Below are 18,567 nucleotides of genomic sequence, written 5' to 3'. Positions count from 1 at the left end.
GGGAGCGGTCGTCAGCCGCGGTGCCGCAGGAACTCGATCGCCCGGTCCGCGTGGGCCGCCATCCGTAACTCGCTGCGGATCACCCGCAGGATCCGGTTGTCGCGGTCGATCAGGAAGGTGTGCCGTTTCACCGGCAGCGGACCGAAACCGCGGCGCACGCCGAAGGAACGCGCCACCGTCCCGTTCTCGTCGGAGAGCAGTGGGAAGCCCAGTGAGTTCGTCTCCGCGAACCGGGCCTGTTTGTCCACCGGGTCCGGGCTGATACCGACCGGCTGGGCGTCCAGTACGGCGAACTCGGTCGCCAGGTCCCGGAAGTGGCAGCTCTCCGCCGTGCAGCCGGAGGTCATGGCGGCCGGGTAGAAGAACAGCACCACGATCCCACCGGTCAGCAGTTCGGACAGGGTGCGGCGAGCTCCGCGCTGGTCGGCCAGTTCGAAATCCGGTACGAGTTCGCCAGACTGCACCAGGGACTCCTTTCGAGATGCCGTTTCGGCTCGCGTGCCCGGCCCATCGGAGCGGCCCGTTTCACGACCAACTCGCGAGGTCTCGGGTGATCGGCTTCGGTCCCCCGCCGAACCTACCCGTCCGAACGCGCCCGTTGGTGGGTGAGGTTTGAGCCGTCCTGCCACGGGGTAACGCGAGGCGGCACGGATCGCCCGATGTCGAGTGGAGGTGTTGGCGGAATGGCTGGGAGTCTGAGCGGACTGCGGGTGGCTTTCCTGGTCGCCGGTGAGGGAGTCGAGCAGGTGGAGTTGACACGTCCCTGGCAGGCGGTCGAGCAGGCCGGTGGGCAGCCGGAGCTGGTTTCGGTTTCCTCCGGTTCCGTCCGGGCGTTCCACCACCTCGACAAGGCGGACACCTTCCCGGTGGACCGCATAGTCACCGACGTCGATGTGGCCGACTACGGGGGGCTGGTCCTGCCCGGTGGTGTGGCGAACCCGGATGCCCTGCGCAGGGTGCCGGAAGCCGTTCGTTTCGTCGCCGAGTTCTTCGCCGCCCAGAAACCGGTCGCCGCGATCTGTCACGCCCCGTGGACGCTCATCGAGGCGGACGTGGTGCGTGGTCGACGCTTGACCTCGTATCCGAGCCTGGCCACGGATCTGCGCAACGCCGGAGCGGAGTGGACCGACGAGCGGGTCGTCGTCGATTCCGGCCTGGTAACCAGCCGTAGCCCCGATGATCTCGACGCCTTCTGCGACAAGGCGGTCGAGGAGTTGGCCGAGGGCAAACATCGTTCCCAGGCCCGTAGCGCTCCCAGCTCCGGCACGGGCTGACCGGGTTCCGGCACCGCTTGGCGGGCTCCGGCGCCGGATGACCGGCAGGATCCGGCGCCCGCTGCGAACCCGGCGCGGAAGTCTCGGGCCACCGAGCGGTTCGCAATCCGGGATCGAGCGCCAACGGCGACGTGGGCGGTGGCGATCGAATCGTCCTCGCCCGGACCCATCACCCGATCGACGACCCATTACCCGAAAACCGGACCCATCATCCGAACGAGAAGGAGCCGACCGTGGCTGTGGACCGAGCCGATCTGAAAACGAGTCTGTCCGGACTGGACTTCCCGGCGGGCAAGGACCGGATCGTCGAGTACGCCGAGAACAACGGTGCCGACGACGAGCTGCTCGCCGCGTTGCGGGCCATGCCGCGTGCCGACGAGTACGAGAACCTCACCGAGGTGGGGCGTTCGCTCCAGCTCGACCCTGCTTCCCAGCAGGGCCAGACCGATGCCGACAAGGCCGACCAGAACACCCGTCGCACCGCGGACGGCCTGGCCGAGCACGAGACCGAGACCGCGAGCAATCCCATCGTGGAGGAGTTGGGGGAGAACCGCGGCAGCTGATCGCGTTTCCGCGGTGGCCGAGCGAGCACTCTCGCGCCCAGGGGCCGACGTCCGGTCTTCGACTCTCCCACGGAGTCGGTGGTCTCCCACGGAGTCGGTGGGTGGCCTCTTCCCGCGCCAGCTCCGCCACCCGGGTGGCGAATCCCGGGTGACCGGAGTCCGGGGGGCGGACTCAGTCGACCAGCGCCTGGTACACCAGCGTCTGCAGCCGTGTCCTGATCGGGTGTGCGCTGGAGGGCATCAGCTGGGTCAGGAACAGTACGGTCAGATCCTCACCGGGATCCACCCAGAACGCGGTGCTCGCCATCCCGCCCCAGGCATACTGTCCCTGCGAGGACAGTACTTTCGAGGCCTGCGGGCGGTCGGTTACCGAGAAGCCCAGCCCGAAACCCTTTCCCGCGTTGGTGGACTCGGAGAACGACCCCATGGCCGTCTCGGCCAGATCAGCTCCACCCGGCAGGTGGTTGCGGGTCATGAACCCCACGGTGCGGTTGCTCAGCAGCCGATTGCCGTCGAGCGCTCCGCCGCCGAGCAGCATCTGCGTGAAGCGGTGGTAGTCGCGTGCGGACGAGACCAGGCCGCCGCCTCCGGAAAGCACCCGGGGGCGGCGGGTGCTCACCCGGTTCAATCGCTCGTTGCGTACGGCGCGGTGGGCGCGGTCCACGCTGTAGAGCGCGGCCAGCCGATCCAGTTCCGATTCCGCCACCGCGAAATCGGTGTCGCGCATGTCCAGCGGCTCGAAGACGTTAGCCCGGAAGAACTCGTCGAGCGAGCTGCCGGAGATCACCTCGATCACGCGCCCGAGCACGTCGGTCGCCACCGAGTAGTTCCAGGCCGTACCGGGGTCGAACAGGAGTGGTAGCCGTGCCCATTCGGCACACGCCCCGGCCAGATCGAGTTCGGCCGGATAACCGTTCTCGAACCCCTGCTCTCGATAGATCTGGTCCACCGGGTGGATCCGGTGGAAGCCGTAGGTGAGCCCTGCGGTGTGGGTGAGCAGGTGCCAGATCCTGATCGGTTCGGTGGCGGGGCGCGTCTGGGCGGCGGCGGCCGACCCCCCGGTGTAGACGCGGGGCTGGTCGAATTCCGGGAGGTACTCGGCCACCGGGTCGGTGAGTTCCAGCAGCCCCTGTTCGTAGAGCATCATCGCGGCCACCGAGGTGACCGGTTTGCTCATCGAGTAGATCCGAAAGATCGTGTCCGTCTCCACCGGAAGCCCGGCTTCCAGGTCACGCATCCCGTGGGTGCGCAGGTAGGCGATCTTGCCGTGCCGCGCGATCAGCACCAACCAGCCCGGAAGCCTGCCGTCGGTGACGTAGTCGGCGAAATGCTGGTCGATTCGTTCCAGTCGCGTCGGGCAGAGCCCCACATCGGTGGGCTCGACCTCGGTTTGCAGTTGCCCCACGCCGAACTCCTCTCCGCATCCGCCGGGTTGCTTCGGCTCCCGCGTTGCTCCGACCCCGTCCGCCGCCGATTCACGGTGAAACGGGGTGGTCCCCGAATCGCCGGGAATCACCGGTCTCATCGCATTCTGATACATCCCGCCCGGCCACGACAGCCACGATTCGAGTGCATCGCGGGCCGGTCTCCGCCCGAGGGCGCGCCCTGCCTGGTTTGCGTGAAACGCGCTCGCGGGTAGCCGTGCTGGCAACCGTTCCCGCCGCAGGCGGGGTGAAACCAGTGGAAGCGAGACGGAGGCGACCATGTCGGATCCGTTCGACGGCGAGACTCCTTCGGCAGACGAGACGGTCTCCGACGGAGACGGGACCAGAGACCCGGCCCAGTTGCAGTCGGCCGCCGATCTGGACGAGGACGAACTCGCCGCGGACCCGTTGGAGGAGGGGATCGAACCGCCCGATGACTGGTCCCGGGTGAGCAGGCAGCGCCCGACCCCGAGTGAGCAGTCGGAGGGGACCGGTTTGGACAGCAGGCTGGCGGAGCAACGCCCCGATTTCGACGCGGGTGGTGCGGACGTGCTCGACTCCTCGCCGGTCACCGACTCGACGGGGACCCGGGACGCCCCGGATGAGATCGGTGAGACCGGTGGGGAAGGGGCTGCCGAGGAGGAGCGGCCGATACGGACCTTCCACGCCGACGTGCTGGAAGCGGAACAGGTCGAGAGTACCGGGCGAAGCGCCTCGTCCACCGAGGGCATCGAGGCCACCGACCCCGGAGTGGTGCAACGGGCTCCGGAGGAGGACGCCGAACGGGTGGAGGACGATGGACGCTGAGCGAAACACCACAGCCGCGACCTCGGTGGGGCGAGAGGTGTCGCTGCCCGCGAGGGAGGCGAGCGGTGACGAGGGGCTGACCGGTGACCTGGCCGGGCTCGACAACCCGGGCGGCCTCGTGGTGTTCGTGCACGGTAGTGGTTCCTCGCGGCACAGCCCGCGCAACATCGCCGTGGCCGAACGGCTGAACGAGATGGGGCTGGCCACGTTGTTGTTGGACCTGTTGACGCCCCGGGAACGGCTCCAGGACGAGCGCGACGGCAGGCTCCGGTTCGACATCGAGCTGCTGACCACCCGAGTGCTGGGGGTGCTCGACTGGATCTCCGAACGTGCCGAACTGCGGGAACGTCCGCTGGGACTGTTCGGTGCCAGCACCGGTGCGGCCGCCGCCCTGGGCGCGGCCGTCCGCAGACCACACGAGGTGCGTGCGGTGGTCTCGCGCGGCGGACGTCCCGATCTGACCACCGAGCGGGTCGCCGCGCTGCGGGCGCCGACGCTGTTGATCGTGGGAGAGCGCGACAGCGAGGTGTTGCGGCTCAACGAGAACGTGGCTCGACATCTCCCGAGCGATCACGAGGTGTACCGGGTGCCCGCCGCCACCCACCTGTTCGAGGAGAGCGGTGCGCTGCGGCGGGTTGCCGAGGCCGCCGGTGCCTGGTTCTCCCGTTATCTGTCCCCCACGGCCACCGCTTGAATCCGGGTGGGTGGCATCCGGCCCGTGGCCGCGTGACGCCTCGGAGTCGGCATCTCGTGGATCGGGTCCGTGCATCACGTGGCGCGGGCTGTTTTCGTGTCTTGGTCGAGCTACTAGGGTAATCGGGGTTACTGTTCGGTAATTCTCGGTCGAGTACTTCCCGAACGTCGAGCGTGGGCCCGACGTTCGGTCGTTGCGCGAAAGGACGTCAGTGGTGGGGCAGATCCAACGTGTCGGTGTCGTGGGTGGCGGCCTGATGGGCTCGGGCATCGCCGAGGTCAGTGTCCGGGCAGGTCTCGACGTGGTGCTCTCCGAGATCGACGAGAACGCGGCGGAGGCTGCCCGGGCGCGGATCCGGAAGTCCATGGACCGCGCGGTCGACAACGGCAAGCTCGCCGGGGAGGACCGGGACGCCGCACTGGGCCGGCTGCGCATCACCAACCAACTGGCCGAGCAGGCCGACCGGCAGCTGGTGGTCGAGGCCGTGGCCGAGAACCCCGACATCAAGACCGGCGTGTTCGCCGAGCTCGACAGGGTGGTCACCGATCGGGAGGCGGTGCTGGCCTCCAACACCTCCTCCATCCCGATCGCCAAGCTGGCGGGAGCCACCGAGCGGCCCGGCAGCGTCATCGGTGTCCACTTCTTCAATCCGGTCCCGGTGCTCAAACTCGTCGAACTGGTACCCGCGCTGGTCACCTCGGAGGAAACCGTGCGGGTGGCCTCGGCGTTCGCCACCGAACAGCTCGGGAAGCAACCCATCAGGGCGCAGGACCGGGCCGGTTTCGTGGTCAACGCGCTGCTGGTGCCGTACCTGCTCTCCGCGGTGCGGATGTACGAGGGCGGGTTCGCCTCGGCCGAGGACATCGACAACGGAATGGTGCTCGGCTGTGCTCACCCGATGGGACCGTTGACGCTGGCCGACATGGTCGGGCTGGACACGATCGTCGCCATCGCCGACTCGATGCACGCCGAGTACGGCGATCCCGGTTACGCGGCCCCGCCGTTGCTCCGGCGCATGGTCGACGCCGGACTGCACGGCAAGAAGTCGGGACGAGGATTCTACGAGTACTGAAGTCCGGCCGCTGGTGGAGTCCGGCTGTCGGTGGAGTCCGGCCGCTGGTGAGGTTCTGCCGCGGGCATGTGGCGCGACCTCGCTCCGCGTGCCCGGACGTTCCCACCGGAAGGGCGTCGTCGGTCCGGATTCCGCCGGTGCTCAGCCGGCGGAATCCGGACCGATTCTCGTCGGCTCTCGCCGGATGGGGACGCCGGATGGGGTGAGTCGGCGGGTACGGCTACGCGACGTGGGGTCTCGAACGGCGGCGCCCGGTCAGCCGTTCGCGGTGTCCGCCAGTGTCGCCCGCAACGCCGCCACGGCGTGTTCCCGGTGTTGCTGCAATAGCCCGGCCAGTTCCGCGCCGTCGCGCGCCTCGAAGGCACGCACGATCGCCTCGTGCTCCTCGAGCACGCGACTCCGGTTGGCGGGGGCGTTGTAGTACACCGCGCGGTAGGCGTCGGTGGTGTCCCACAGCGTGCGCACCATGCGCATCAGCCATGGCATGTCCGCCGGTTCCAGTATCGCGAAGTGGAACCGCCGGTTGGCCGCGATCATCTCCACCAGATCGCCGTTCGCCGCCGCCTCGGCGACGGCACGCAGTTCCGCCCGAACCGTGGCCGAGTCCCGCTCGTCGGCCTTGGTTGCCGAAACCAGCGAGGCCTCGGTCTCCAGCAGTTCGCGTAACCGGTATACCTCGAGCAGATCCGCCAGGGACAGCTCGGCGACCGTGTAGCCCCGGTGTGGGCGGTAGACCACCTGCCCCTCCGCCTCCAGCGTTTTGAGTGCCTCCCGGAGCGGTACCCGGCTGACTCCCAGCTCGTGGGCGACGCTGTCCTGCCGTATCGGCTGGTTCGGTGCCAGCTCGCGGGACAGGATCGCCCTGCGCAACTCGTCGAGTACGAACTGCTGGGTTGTCGGCGGTCGTGGCATATCACCCCTCCTGTGATCCGCCGGCGGAGTCGAGAGGACCGGCACCTCTTCGGTGCGCTCGACGCCCCCTGTTCGCAGGGAAAGCCGTTACTGGACCGATGCGGTCGGACGGGTAGTTCCTGTCACATTCGGTTCGGCTTGACCGGCGCCCGCTCGACTGTATATTGGATCCAACCTTACGTCGCGCAAGCCTTCCTTACCACCGAACCCGTCGCGGTGAGCACACTCGGCCGGTGGCAAGGCCGCCGTACGGCGGTGGCGGAGGACACCGACAGGACGCGATACGCGCCGCGAGTGCGAGAAAGTGGGAGCCGAATGGCGCGGACTCTGCCGTTGGAGGGGGTGCTCGTCGCGGACTTCAGCCGGGTGCTCGCGGGCCCCTACGCGACGATGCTGCTCGCCGATCTCGGTGCCACCGTCGTCAAGGTCGAACGCCCCGACACCGGGGACGACACCCGAGCCTGGGGACCGCCGTGGACCGACTCGGGCTCTGCCTACTTCGAATCGCTGAACCGGGGGAAACACAGCGTCACCCTCGACCTGGCCGCCGAGCGCGACCGCGCCGCCGCGACAGAGCTCGCTCGCCGCGCCGACGTGCTGGTGGAGAACCACAAGCCGGGCGCACTGGAGCGGTTCGGGCTCGACTACGAGAGCCTCCACGCGGACAACCCCGGTCTGCTCTACGTCTCCGTCTCCGGCTTCGGCAGCGCGGAAGGGGCTGAGCTGGCGGGCTACGACTTCGTGGTGCAGGCCGTCGGCGGGCTGATGAGCATCACCGGGGAACCCGACGGGCCACCCAACAAGGTGGGGGTTGCCGTCGTGGACGTGCTCACCGGCAAGGACGCGGCGCTCGGTGTCCTGGCCGCGCTGCGGCAGCGCGAGTCCACCGGCCGCGGGCAGCACATCGAGGTCAACCTGCTCTCCAGCCTGCTTTCCGGGCTGGTCAACCAGGTCGGCGGTTTCCTGGCGACCGGTGAGAGTCCGGAACGTATGGGAAACCGGCATCCCAGTATCGCCCCCTACGAGACACTGCGTTGTGAGGACGCGTCGCTCGCCGTGGCCGTAGGCAACGACGAGCAGTTCCGCAGGTTCACCGAAACCCTCGGGCTCGTCGGGATGGCCGACGACCCGCGGTTCGCCACCAACGCGGATCGGGTGCACAACCGCGAGGAGCTCGTGGTCGAACTGGAGAACGTGCTCGGGGCACGTCCGGCCGCCGCCTGGCAACACCGGCTGCAGCGGGTGGGAATCGCCTGCGGACAGGTCAACGACCTGGCCGGGGCGGTGCGCTACGCGGAGTCCCTGGGCCTGGCCCCCACCGTTTCCCCCGGCGGCGGGGAGTCCCCGTCGGTACGCAACCCGATAGGACTGTCCGAGTCCGGCCACGCCCGTCCCTCCCCGCCACCACGGTTGGGCGAGCACAACACCGAGATCCTCGACTGGCTGCTCGGCCGCGGGGTGCCCCCGGCCGCGCCCGAACCGGAATCGCGAGCTCGCGATCTCACCGGTCCGGGAATGGACATTCACCCGATCTGACGCGTCCTTGGAGGCATGAGCAGATGAACGCCGGAACCCGCCCGGACTTCGATCCCCGCGACCCGCTGGGCATCGACGACGAGCTCAGCACCGAACAACTGGCCATCCGGGACAGCGTCCGTGCGCTGTGTCGCGACCGGGTGCAGCCCTACGTGGGGGAGTGGTTCGAGAACGGTGAACTGCCCGCGGCGCGCGAGCTGGCGCGTGAACTCGGTGGGCTCGGCGTGCTCGGCATGCATCTGGACGGCTATGGCTGCGCCGGGATGTCGGCTGTGGACTACGGCGTGGCCTGTGAGGAGCTGGAGGCGTGCGACTCCGGACTCCGCTCGTTGGTGTCGGTGCAGGGGTCGCTGGCGATGTTCGCCCTGTGGCGCTGGGGCTCCGAGGAGCAGAAGCAGCACTGGTTGCCGAGCATGGCGGCTGGGGAGGCCATCGGCTGTTTCGGCCTGACCGAACCCGACCACGGCTCGGATCCGGCTTCGATGCGTACCTCGGCACGCCGGGACGGCACGGACTGGGTCCTCAACGGTCGCAAGATGTGGATCACCAACGGCACGATCGCCGACGTCGCGGTCGTCTGGGCGAGCACCGACGAGGGGATCCGCGGCTTCGTCGTCCCCACCGACACACCGGGCTTCGCCGCACCGGAGATGCGGCACAAGCTCTCGCTGCGCGCCTCCGTGACCAGTGAACTCGTCCTCGACGACGTCCGCTTGCCGCAGGACGCCGTGCTGCCGGAAGCGACCGGGCTGCGTGGTCCGCTGAGCTGTTTGAACGAGGCCAGGTACGGCATCGTCTGGGGAGCCACCGGCGCCGCGCACAGCTGTCTGCGCGCGGCACTGGACTACTCCACCACGCGCGAGCAGTTCGGCAAACCCCTGGCCGGCCACCAGCTCACCCAGTCCAAGCTCGCCGACATGGCGGTGCGGGTGCACAACGCGCGGTTGCTCGCGCTGCACCTCGGCAGGCGCAAGGACGAGGGCAGGCTGCTGCCGCAGCAGGTCAGCTTCGGAAAGCTGGACAACGTGCGCGGCGCGCTGGAGGTCGCGCGCACCGCCCGGACCGTGTTGGGCGCCAACGGCATCTCGCTGGAGTACCCGGTGATGCGGCACATGACCAATCTCGAGTCGGTGCTGACCTACGAGGGAACCTCCGAGATGCACGCGCTGACTATCGGCGCCGCGATGACGGGGATGCAGGCCTTCCGGGACTGATTGAAGCTTTCCGGTCGGGTTGGCGGGTCGCTCGCTCGGCGGAACCTCTCGCACGGCTCTCGCTGCGGGTCCGGAGACATCGAGTAGGTACTACGCCACGTCTCCGGCGTCCTCGCGAGAGCCGCACGGGAGAACCCGCGGGTGGTCGCGTTGGTGAGGTGGCTTTCGGTGTTATCGGAACCGTAAAAGACCTATCCCGCCCGACAGCAGGGCAGGAAAGCGTCAGTGAGGCAGGGCGGTGGTGATTTCCCGCGAAATGTGCACCGGGGTGTGGGCGAGCGAACCGGAGCGCCGGGCGAGGGATCGGTCACTGGTCCGTTCGGTGTAACGGTACGGAGTGCTAGGACATGGGGTGCCCGTTACCGGAGCCGACGAGGACTGGTGCCGTGATGCCGGAAGCGATGCCGCTGACACGTGACCCCGCGGTCCGATTGCCCAAGCGGGCGATGTCCGCGGTCGCGGTGGTGGTGACCGTGGGAATCCTGCCAGCGTTCCTCGTCGGCGGCCTCGGGGTTCAGCTGCAACAGGACTTCGGATTCGGTCCCGCCGTGCTCGGTGCCGGTGCCGCCGGGTTCTTCGCGGTGGCAGCGCTTTCCTCCCGGCTGATGGGTTGGCTCTCCGAGCGGATCGGGCCCGTTCCCGCGATGCGGTTGGCCGCGGTGGGCAGCGCGGTTTGCGCCGGGGGAATCGCGGCTTCTCGAAACCTGGGCTGGCTGCTGGTGATGTTGTGGCTGGCCGGGCTTCCCAACGCCCTGGGGCAGCCCGCCTCCAATCTGCTGATCGCGCGGTGCGTGCCCGGCACCCGTCGCGCCACCGCTTTCGGTATCAAGCAGTCCGCCATTCCGGCGTCCACTCTGCTGGCGGGGCTGGCCGTCCCGGCAGTGGCGCTGACGTTCAGCTGGCGCTGGGCCTTTGCGGGCGCGGCGCTGGTCGGACTGGTTGCCGCGTTGGCCGTGCCGAGGAGCGTGACCGGCCACGGCGGTTCCACCGCCGTCACGAGAACGGAGTCGGCCGAGCCGGGCAGGAGCGTACTGCTGCTGATAACCCTGGCAGCGGGGCTCGCCTCGGCGGCGGCGAATTCGCTGGGCTCCTTCGTGACCACGACCGGAGTGGAGGTCGGTTTCGACCCCGGCACCGCCGGACTGGTGCTTGCCGTGGGGTCGGTCGCCGGACTGTGCATGCGGTTGACGATGGGGGTGCTGGCGGACCGCAGGAATCCGAACCCCATAGGGGTGATCACGTTACTGCTGTTGATCGGATCCGCGGGATTCGTGCTGATGGCGCTGCCGCTACCGGTGGCATTCCTGATCGGAGCCGTAGTCGGTTTCGGGGCGGGCTGGTCGTGGCCGGGGCTGCTCAACTTCGCGGTGGCCGGGTTGTACCCGCGGCGGGTCGCCGGCGCGACCTCGGTCAGCCAGACCGGCGTCTACATCGGCGGTAGCGCCGGGCCGCTGCTATTCGGAGTGGTGGCCTCGCAAGCCGGACTGGCCGAGGCGTGGTCCGCCGCTGGATTGGTGGCTCTGCTCGCCGCCGTTTCGCTGTGGATCGTGTGGCGCCGCACCACCGTGCGCCGTGCCCACTGAACCGGCTGTCGCCGAAACGACTTCCGCGGGTTCGCGTTTGCGGCCGATTCCGCCGTAGAGCATCCGACAGCGTTCGGTCTCCCCGGTTTCCCGGGGATCGGGGCGCCAGGCCGTGAGCGGGCCCGGCCCGGGGGCGAGTATCTCGAAGTCCCCGAACAGCGTGTCGATCCAACCGGTACCGCGGGCGAACACCGGATCCGAACTCTCCGAGTACAGTCGTTGCAGGGTTCGAGCCCGATCGGGTTGGAGGCTGTCGGTCAGGTGGGCGAGCACCAAGTGGCTGCCGGTCGCCAGCTTCCGGCGGTAGGAACTCACCAGTGCACGCGGGTCCGAACTCTCCGGCAGCGAGTGCACCACCCCGGTCAGTACCAGCGCCACCGGCTCGTTCAGGTCGATCAGCCGTCGTAGTTCCGGCGCGGCGAGTACCGAGTCGATCTCGCGGCAGTCCTCGTGCAACAGCGCCGTGTTCGGTTCCTCAGTCAGGAGCCGAGCACCGTGCGCCGCGGTCAACGGTTCGTTGTCCACGTAGACGACCCGGTAGTCGGAAGTGAGCCTGCCCGCTATCTCGTGGATGTGGCCCACGGTCGGCAAGCCCGAACCGAGGTCGATGAACTGCCTGATCCCCGATGCGAGGGAGTGGTCGACCGCGCGACGCAGAAACGCCCGGCTCTCCCGCATCGTGGCGGTGATCCCGGGGATCCTCCGCTCGGCGCGTTCCACGAACTCTCGCTCGACACCGAAGTTGTGGCAGCCCCCGAGGAAAGCGTCGGTGATTCGTGCGCCACAGGGACGCGTCAGGTCCAGTTGCCGCCGGTATCGGGAATCGTCCCAGTTCATGCCCACATCCTGTTTGTCTTCTCCTGGGGCGCGGCGTTACGGAGAACTACCTGGCGTGGAAATGTTCACCGTGAGTCCGGGGCGTGTCGGTTACGGCATGGGTGAACGCCGCAGTCGTAGTGTGATCTCTATGTTACTCAACGTGCTTACCGGTGTGATCGGCCGCTGATGGCGTCGGCAGTATGCCTGTCGGCCCCCGACAATTCGATCGAGCGACGGTTCCGGCGTCGCGGTTGTGCTCGCGGCACCGCCGTACGACGATGATCGGATCGCGAGGTTTCGCTCGATTGCCGGAGGTTGTTGGTGGCGACTGAGGTTCGTGGGGTGGTCGCGAGTGGCGCGGAGCAGCCGGTGGAGGTCACCACTGTCCGGGTCCCGGATCCCGGCCCCGGGGAAGCGCTGGTGCGGGTGCAGGCGTGCGGGGTGTGCCACACCGATATGCAGTACCGCGACGGCGGGGTGAGCGACGAGTTCCCCTTCCTGCTGGGGCACGAGGCCGCCGGTGTGGTGGAAGCCGTGGGGTCCGACGTCACCGATCCGGTGGTCGGCGACTTCGTGGTGCTCAACTGGCGTGCCGTCTGTGGTCGATGCCGGGCGTGTCGCCGGGGACGTCCGCAGTACTGCTTCGACACCCACAACGCGAGCCAGCCGATGACGCTGCGCGACGGCACCCCGCTGTCCCCCGCGCTGGGCATCGGTGCGTTCGCGGAGAAAACTCTGGTGGCCGCGGGCCAGTGCACCAAGGTCGACCCGGCCGCGCGTCCCGCGGTGGCCGGTCTGCTCGGCTGCGGTGTGATGGCCGGTATCGGCGCTGCCGTCAACACCGGCGCCGCGGGGCCCGGGGACTCGGTGGCCGTGATCGGTTGTGGCGGTGTGGGCGACGGCGCGGTGGCCGGTGCCGTCATGGCCGGAGCGCGTCGAGTGATCGCCGTCGACACCGACCCCCGCAAGTTGGAGTGGGCCCGCGAATTCGGCGCGACCCACACCGTGGACGCGGGCCGGACCGATCCGGTCACGGCGATCCGCGAAGTCACCGACGGATTCGGTGCGGACCTGGTGGTCGAGGCCGTCGGCAGCCCGCGCACCTACGAACAGGCGTTCTACGCACGTGACCTGGCGGGTACGGTCGTGCTGGTCGGGGTCCCCACGCCCGAGATGCGGCTGGACCTGCCGCTGCTGGACGTGTTCGCGAGAGGTGGCGCGTTGAAGTCGAGCTGGTACGGCGACTGCTTGCCCACCAGGGACTTTCCCGCGTTGATCGAGATGTCGTTGCAGGGGAGACTGCCGTTGGAGAAGTTCGTCACCGAGCAGATCGAGCTGGGAGAGGTGGAAGCCGCGTTCGGCAGGATACGCAGCGGCGACGTGCTCCGTTCGGTGGTGGTGTTGTGAACGCGCGTATCGACCACACGACCACTTCCGGTACGTTCTCGCTGGACGGGCAGACCCACGAGGTCGACAACAACGTCTGGGTGATCGGTGACGACCACGAGTGCGTAGTCGTGGACGCCCCGCACGACGTGAACGCGATCCTGGAACTCGTCGGGGACCGTGACGTGTCGGCGATCATCGCCACCCACGGACACGATGACCACGTCCGGTTCGCTCCCGAGCTGGCCGACACGGTGGGAGCACCGATTCTGCTGCACCCCGATGATTCGGTGCTGTGGCGGATGACGCATCCGAACCGGGAACCGGACCGGATGCTGGTCGATGACGAGGTGATCGGTGTAGCGGCCGGGACCGGGCTGCGGGTCTTGCACACCCCGGGGCACGCCCCCGGCGCGGTGAGTCTGTACTCGGCGGAGCTGAACACGGTGTTCACCGGCGACACCCTCTTCGCGGGGGGACCGGGAGCCACGGGGCGTTCCTATTCGGACTTCGACGTGATCATCGAGTCGATCGCGAACCGGTTGTTCACGCTACCGGGCGAGACCATCGTCCGTCCCGGGCACGGCCCCAGTACCACGATCGCCACCGAGCGGCCACATCTGAGTGAGTGGAAGGACCGGGGTTACTAGCGGGACTTCGCGGTCTCGGTTTTCGTAGCCGTTTCCGGGGCGGAATCCGCGGGGGACCTCGACCGTGACCAGCGGCTATGCTCCGGAGACAGCCCCTCGGTCCGTGCCGTGGGAACGCGGTACCTCGGTCAGGACGGCGACTCCGGCAGCGGTCACCCCGTCCGGAACTAGCACGCCGATCATTGGATTCGAGATCAACTTCGCTTGACTGACCGGGTGATCACAACCGAGTTACCGGGCTTCGCCGTTTCTCACCTCGATGAGGGCCCGAATCCCGGAGAGGCAATCCGAGACAGGTCCGAACAGGACTTTCCCGGCCGGATTCGTCCGAGCTCGACCGATGCTCCCGATTCCCACGGAAACGCGGCGAAGAAGTCGTTTCGCCCGGGTGATCGGAACCGCGTGGGCAAGTACTGTTGTGCACCCCACGCCGGTACTCCGAAAGGGCTCCCTGTTGCGCAACGGGAATTCCGAGGCGGTCTCCTTATCGGCCCCGATTCCGAAGCGGTGGCGCAGAGCACTGCTGGAGATCGGGCTGGTCGCCGTTTTCGTCTGCTGTCACCTGCTCGTGGTCTTCCTGCCCGCGCACCAGGGAGAGACGTTTCGGTGGTCGTTGTCGCTCGGTGTGCCCGCGTTGGCCGTACTGCTGTTACGGCGGTTCCTGCCATGGGTGAGTCTGGTGGTGCTGGTGACGGTCACCATCGTGCTCACCCGAACCGAGGAGCCGGTGGGTCCGTTGAACCTGGCCATTCTGATCAGCGTCTACTCGGTGTGCGTACGTGGCGAGCTCCCCACCACGGTCGCCGCCGGGGCGGTGGCGATGATCTGGCCCCTCAGCAGGCTGCCCTCCATGTCGCCGTACGCCGCTACGGTGATGCTGCTCGGCGCGCTGGTCAACGTGGTCATGGTGCTCGGTTGGGGGAGGGCCATGCGAATCAAACGCAGGCAGGCCGCACAGCTCGAACAGGCGGTGAATCTGCTCGACCGGGCACGGGACCAGCTCGCCAGGGAGGCGGCGGCCGTGGAGCGAGCCCGCATCGCCCGCGAGTTCCACGACATCGTCTCGCACAATCTCTCGGTGGTGGCGCTGCGGGCCGGGGTGGCCCGTTCGTTGGTGGACCGCGATCCCGACCATGCCAGGGACACGCTCCGGGAGCTCGAAAAGACCTCACGTTCCTCTCTGGAGCAGATGCGCCAGTTGGTCAGCGCGTTGCGCGCGGTTCCCGGGGCGGACAGCGACGACGGTGCCGTTCCCGACGGCAGGGGCGGTTCCGAGGCCGAATCCGGCTCCGACGAAGCAGTTCTCGCCGGAGGCGAAGCCGATCGCACCCCGGCGCCGCGGCTGGCGCAATTGGACGAGTTGATCGATTCGGTGCGTGGGACCGGGGTTACCTGGCGACTGCAGCGCATCGGCCGGGTCCGCGAACTGGATCCGGGAGTGGAGATGACGGCTTATCGGGTGATTCAGGAAGCGGTGACCAATGTGCTCAAACACGCCGGGCGGGGGTACGCGCGCGTCTCGCTGAGCTACCGGGCGTCCGGACTGGATATCGAGGTGAACAATCACACCACCGATTTCCTCGGTCGGGTGCGTTCCACGGAGCACGATGCGAGGCAGGTGGCGCAGGGCGATCCCGGTTCCACCGGGCATGGTCTGATCGGACTTCGTGAGCGGGTGTCGTTGCTCGGCGGCACCCTGACGGCGCATCCTGTTTCGAACGGCTTTCACTTGTCTGCCGTGCTACCGTGCCCGGAAATTTCGGACCCGGGGCGATCCGAGGAGGTCCGTAGGTGGTAAAGCAGTCGGTCACGGATGTGCTGGTCGCCGATGACCAGGCGATGATTCGTGGTGGGTTGGTGGCCCTGCTGTCGGCCGAGCCGGATCTTCGGGTGACCGCCGAGGCGGACGACGGCCGCAGTGCCGTGGCCGCCGTTCGACGACGAATGCCGGACGTGGTGCTGATGGACATACGAATGCCCGGTACCGACGGCATAGTCGCGGCACGCGAGATCATCCGAGCCACGAACGGACGCACAGCCGTGATCATGCTTACCGTCCACGACCTGGACGAGTACGTCTACTCCGCGCTCCGGGCCGGAGTCAGCGGTTTCCTGCTCAAGGACGCGCCGCCGGAGGAATTGCTCCGCGCCGTTCGCACCGTGGCATCCGGTGACGCCCTGCTCGCCCCGAGCGTTACCCGCAGGCTGTTGCACCGGTTCGCCGCGCTGGAGATGCGTGACGCCTCGCTCGAACTGGCGCCGTTGACCGATCGGGAGCGGGACGTGCTGCTCCAGGTGGCACGCGGCGGCTCCAACGCCGAGATCGCCGAGAATCTCGGACTGGCCGAGTTGACCGTGAAGTCGCACGTTTACCACGTGATGCAGAAACTCAACCTGAGTTCGCGCACCCAACTCGTCATCCTGGCCTACGAGACCGGGCTGGTCCGCCCCGGGCGCGATGTGTCGATGCCGGGACCCGCCCTCGACCCGGAAATCCCTGTCCGCCGTGCGAGCGGCGAGTCCGTCTGAGACGGGCACCTCGGGGCCGGTGGCCCGCTTGATGTAATGGGGGCATGGATTCGGAGGGACGATTTCGGGTCGGTCTGTTCGGTTACGGTCTGGCGGGTTCCGCCTTTCACGCCCCGCTCATCGCGGCGCAGCCGCGGTTGCGGCTGGATGCCGTGGTCACCTCCAGCGGGCAGCGCGCGGAGCAGGTGGCGTCCCGGTATCCGGAAGCCCACGTCCACTCCGACGCCACGGAGCTGTTCCGGCGGGCGGACGAGCTGGATCTCGTCGTGGTCGCCACTCCGAACAGCAGTCACGCGGAGCTGACCGCGCGTGCGCTCGACGCCGGAGTTCCGGTCGTGGTCGACAAGCCGTTCACCCCCACGGCGGCGGAGGCCAGGGAACTGATCTCGCGCGCCGCGGACCGCGGGGTTCCCCTGACCGTCTTCCAGAACCGCCGCTGGGACAACGACATGATCACCGTTCGGGAACTCCTCGACTCGGACGCGCTGGGGCGGGTGCACCGGTTCGAGTCCCGGTTCGAGCGCTGGGTTCCCGAGGCCAAGGATTCCTGGCGTGACCAGGGCGGCCCGGGAGAGGCCGGTGGAGTGCTCTACGACCTGGGCAGCCATCTCATCGATCAGGCACTGTGTCTGTTCGGCGACGTCGAATCGGTCTATGCGGAGATGGACACCGTTCGTCCCGAGGTGGCCGCCGATGACGACACCTTCGTGGCGCTGCGGCACACCGGTGGTCAGCACAGCCACCTCTGGGTGAGCAAACTCGCCGCGCAGCAGGGGCCACGGTTTCGGGTCCTGGGAGACCGCGCGGCGTTCACCAAGTACGGACTGGATCCGCAGGAAGCGGCACTGCGGCAGGGGAGTCTTCCCGATGAGCAGGGCTGGGGCGAGGAACCGAGGGAGAACTGGGGCTCCATCGGTGTCGGCCCCGAGGCCCGGCCCCACCCCAGCAGTCCCGGCCGCTATCAGGATTTCTACGCCGGAGTCGTGCGAACGCTGGAGTCGGGACTCGCCCCGCCGGTCGATCCGGCGGACTCACTGCGAGGACTCGAGGTGATCGAGGCGGCACGTCGTTCGGCCGCTGACGGTTCGGTGGTCACCCTTCCGCGGACACGGTGAGTCTCTCGCCGCTTCGGAGTGGGGCGGCGGTGGTGCCTGCCCGGGCCACCGCCGGACGAACGGCGTTCCGCCGAGGTTCGCGGCTTTTCAGCGCGTCCCCGGTTCCGGCAGGGTGCGGCGGGCACGTGAGTCACGTGAGCCGCGCGGTCGGGAGGGCGCTCGTTCGCGCCGGAGGTAGCTCGTCTGCAGTGCCAGCACTCCCAGCGCGACCACCAGTGCCAGGAGTGCCAACCATCCCGCGGCGACGTTGCCCTCGAACCACCACAGCCCGGTCGCGATTCCGCCGGCGAGCCCGGCCAGCAGCACGAGCAGATGGCAGATGAGGTGGACCGCGTAGTTCCGCACCGTGGCGCCCCTCTCCGGTGAGGTGTTCGGCGGTGGCGAACGCTCCCGGGAACTCACTTGCGATTCGCCGGGCAGATGCTACCGCCACAGATCCCGGCACGCTCGTTGTCGAGCCGCCGGGAGCCGTCACGGCCATGCCGGGGCTCGAACGCGTCGCTCCGGGACGGCGCGGTTCCTGCGGCGGCGTTCCCGGGGAGAGCCGGGCGGTCTCTCGCGGGCGGGGCAACCGGTGACCTCGCCGGTGGTGGGCGACACGATGCCGATGTTCACGTTCCGCAGTGCGACGAGCCGCCGCTCATCTGCTCGAGGGGCTCCCGTTGCTCGGTCAGCGAGGTTCCGCGGGAGCCGTTACCGTTGTCGAGGAGTCGACACGCTCGAAACGGTCAATTCTTCCGACCGGAATTCCCGCGTCAGTCCTTGCGGGAGTCGCTGCGCGAGCGCCGGACGCACGAGCCGAAGCATCCTCGGGGGTGGTTGCTGGTGAATTCTCTTGCGGTCTTCGCGGTCACGGCCACCACGGGTACCGGAACGATCGTGATCGCCCTGCTGGCGATGAACTGGGTCGAGCAGCGGTTCGTCGGCACCGAACCCTTCCGACCCACCCGAGTCGGCACCGCGCGAGCACCTCGGACCTCGAACCGATC

At 68.4% G+C, this 18,567-nt stretch carries 18 protein-coding genes and 1 pseudogene; 13 read left to right on the top strand and 6 right to left on the bottom strand.

All coding sequences use genetic code 11. The features are described from left to right. Window positions 1-11 precede the first annotated feature (11 nt). Window positions 12-464 carry a peroxiredoxin gene (locus BLR41_RS13195; RefSeq protein WP_092628556.1) on the bottom strand — a complete coding sequence of 151 codons (453 nt, stop codon included), beginning with the start codon at window positions 462-464 and terminating at the stop codon, window positions 12-14. 219 nt (window positions 465-683) lie between these two features. On the opposite strand from BLR41_RS13195, the gene BLR41_RS13190 reads away from it, so the two are divergent. Then, window positions 684-1,274: a type 1 glutamine amidotransferase domain-containing protein gene (locus BLR41_RS13190; protein ID WP_092628555.1), complete on the top strand. Its 591-nt coding sequence runs from the start codon at window positions 684-686 to the stop codon at window positions 1,272-1,274. A 233-nt stretch (window positions 1,275-1,507) separates the two neighbouring features. After that, window positions 1,508-1,837 carry a DUF2795 domain-containing protein gene (locus tag BLR41_RS13185; RefSeq protein ID WP_092628772.1) on the top strand — a complete coding sequence of 110 codons (330 nt, stop codon included), beginning with the start codon at window positions 1,508-1,510 and terminating at the stop codon, window positions 1,835-1,837. Window positions 1,838-2,009: 172 nt separating this feature from the next. Here BLR41_RS13185 and BLR41_RS13180 read toward each other — a convergent pair whose 3' ends face one another. After that, window positions 2,010-3,242: a serine hydrolase domain-containing protein gene (locus BLR41_RS13180; RefSeq protein WP_092628770.1), complete on the bottom strand. Its 1,233-nt coding sequence runs from the start codon at window positions 3,240-3,242 to the stop codon at window positions 2,010-2,012. Window positions 3,243-3,540: 298 nt separating this feature from the next. Here BLR41_RS13180 and BLR41_RS13175 point away from each other — a divergent pair, with 298 nt between their 5' ends. From BLR41_RS13175 to BLR41_RS13165, 3 genes are all read left to right on the top strand, one after another. Continuing rightward, window positions 3,541-4,068 (top strand): hypothetical protein, encoded by a 528-nt coding sequence (locus BLR41_RS13175; RefSeq protein ID WP_092628554.1) that lies wholly within the window; start codon window positions 3,541-3,543, stop codon window positions 4,066-4,068. After that, the gene (locus BLR41_RS13170; RefSeq protein ID WP_092628553.1) at window positions 4,058-4,762 is read left to right on the top strand and encodes a dienelactone hydrolase family protein; all 705 of its coding nucleotides are present in this window, start codon (window positions 4,058-4,060) and stop codon (window positions 4,760-4,762) included. Before BLR41_RS13175 ends, BLR41_RS13170 begins: the two co-directional genes overlap by 11 nt. A 214-nt stretch (window positions 4,763-4,976) precedes the next feature. Further along, window positions 4,977-5,834: a 3-hydroxybutyryl-CoA dehydrogenase gene (locus tag BLR41_RS13165; RefSeq protein ID WP_092628769.1), complete on the top strand. Its 858-nt coding sequence runs from the start codon at window positions 4,977-4,979 to the stop codon at window positions 5,832-5,834. 255 nt (window positions 5,835-6,089) lie between these two features. Here BLR41_RS13165 and BLR41_RS13160 read toward each other — a convergent pair whose 3' ends face one another. After that, on the bottom strand, window positions 6,090-6,746 hold the full coding sequence (locus tag BLR41_RS13160; RefSeq protein ID WP_092628551.1) for a GntR family transcriptional regulator: 657 nt from the start codon (window positions 6,744-6,746) through the stop codon (window positions 6,090-6,092). Between the two features lie 315 nt (window positions 6,747-7,061). Here BLR41_RS13160 and BLR41_RS13155 point away from each other — a divergent pair, with 315 nt between their 5' ends. The 3 genes from BLR41_RS13155 (at window position 7,062) to BLR41_RS13145 (ending at window position 11,079) form a co-directional block, all read left to right on the top strand. Further along, entirely contained in the window at window positions 7,062-8,282 is a 1,221-nt protein-coding gene (locus BLR41_RS13155) for a CaiB/BaiF CoA transferase family protein (RefSeq protein WP_092628550.1), read from the top strand. 23 nt (window positions 8,283-8,305) lie between these two features. Then, a complete protein-coding gene (locus BLR41_RS13150) occupies window positions 8,306-9,496 on the top strand; it encodes an acyl-CoA dehydrogenase family protein (RefSeq protein ID WP_092628549.1) in 1,191 nt (396 codons plus the stop codon). Window positions 9,497-9,885: 389 nt separating this feature from the next. Then, window positions 9,886-11,079 carry an MFS transporter gene (locus tag BLR41_RS13145; RefSeq protein WP_092628548.1) on the top strand — a complete coding sequence of 398 codons (1,194 nt, stop codon included), beginning with the start codon at window positions 9,886-9,888 and terminating at the stop codon, window positions 11,077-11,079. Between the two features lie 48 nt (window positions 11,080-11,127). On the opposite strand, the pseudogene BLR41_RS13140 reads toward BLR41_RS13145, so the two are convergent. Continuing rightward, a pseudogene (locus tag BLR41_RS13140) lies at window positions 11,128-11,916 on the bottom strand (SAM-dependent methyltransferase); the annotation flags it as partial. Between the two features lie 303 nt (window positions 11,917-12,219). Here BLR41_RS13140 and BLR41_RS13135 point away from each other — a divergent pair. From BLR41_RS13135 to BLR41_RS13115, 5 genes are all read left to right on the top strand, one after another. Next, entirely contained in the window at window positions 12,220-13,305 is a 1,086-nt protein-coding gene (locus BLR41_RS13135; protein ID WP_092628768.1) for an S-(hydroxymethyl)mycothiol dehydrogenase, read from the top strand. Next, entirely contained in the window at window positions 13,302-13,934 is a 633-nt protein-coding gene (locus tag BLR41_RS13130) for an MBL fold metallo-hydrolase (RefSeq protein WP_092628547.1), read from the top strand. Before BLR41_RS13135 ends, BLR41_RS13130 begins: the two co-directional genes overlap by 4 nt. A gap of 454 nt (window positions 13,935-14,388) precedes the next feature. Further along, complete coding sequence (locus BLR41_RS13125) at window positions 14,389-15,732, top strand: sensor histidine kinase (protein ID WP_245694126.1); 1,344 nt, start codon at window positions 14,389-14,391, stop codon at window positions 15,730-15,732. After that, window positions 15,726-16,463 carry a response regulator gene (locus BLR41_RS13120; RefSeq protein WP_245694124.1) on the top strand — a complete coding sequence of 246 codons (738 nt, stop codon included), beginning with the start codon at window positions 15,726-15,728 and terminating at the stop codon, window positions 16,461-16,463. Before BLR41_RS13125 ends, BLR41_RS13120 begins: the two co-directional genes overlap by 7 nt. Before the next feature lie 44 nt (window positions 16,464-16,507). Then, window positions 16,508-17,578, top strand: coding sequence for a Gfo/Idh/MocA family oxidoreductase (locus tag BLR41_RS13115; protein ID WP_092628544.1), 1,071 nt, complete (start codon window positions 16,508-16,510; stop codon window positions 17,576-17,578). A gap of 87 nt (window positions 17,579-17,665) precedes the next feature. Here BLR41_RS13115 and BLR41_RS13110 read toward each other — a convergent pair whose 3' ends face one another. Next, window positions 17,666-17,923, bottom strand: a complete 258-nt coding sequence (locus BLR41_RS13110; RefSeq protein ID WP_143013072.1) for a hypothetical protein — start codon at window positions 17,921-17,923, stop codon at window positions 17,666-17,668. A gap of 410 nt (window positions 17,924-18,333) precedes the next feature. Continuing rightward, window positions 18,334-18,507 (bottom strand): hypothetical protein, encoded by a 174-nt coding sequence (locus BLR41_RS22890; RefSeq protein WP_176797973.1) that lies wholly within the window; start codon window positions 18,505-18,507, stop codon window positions 18,334-18,336. Window positions 18,508-18,567: the final 60 nt, after the last annotated feature.

It is taken from the genome of Actinopolyspora mzabensis (genome assembly GCF_900101095.1).
GTDB lineage: Bacteria > Actinomycetota > Actinomycetes > Mycobacteriales > Pseudonocardiaceae > Actinopolyspora > Actinopolyspora mzabensis.
Note: the sequence above shows the minus strand (reverse complement) of the source record. Positions and strands in the feature narration are given on the sequence as shown.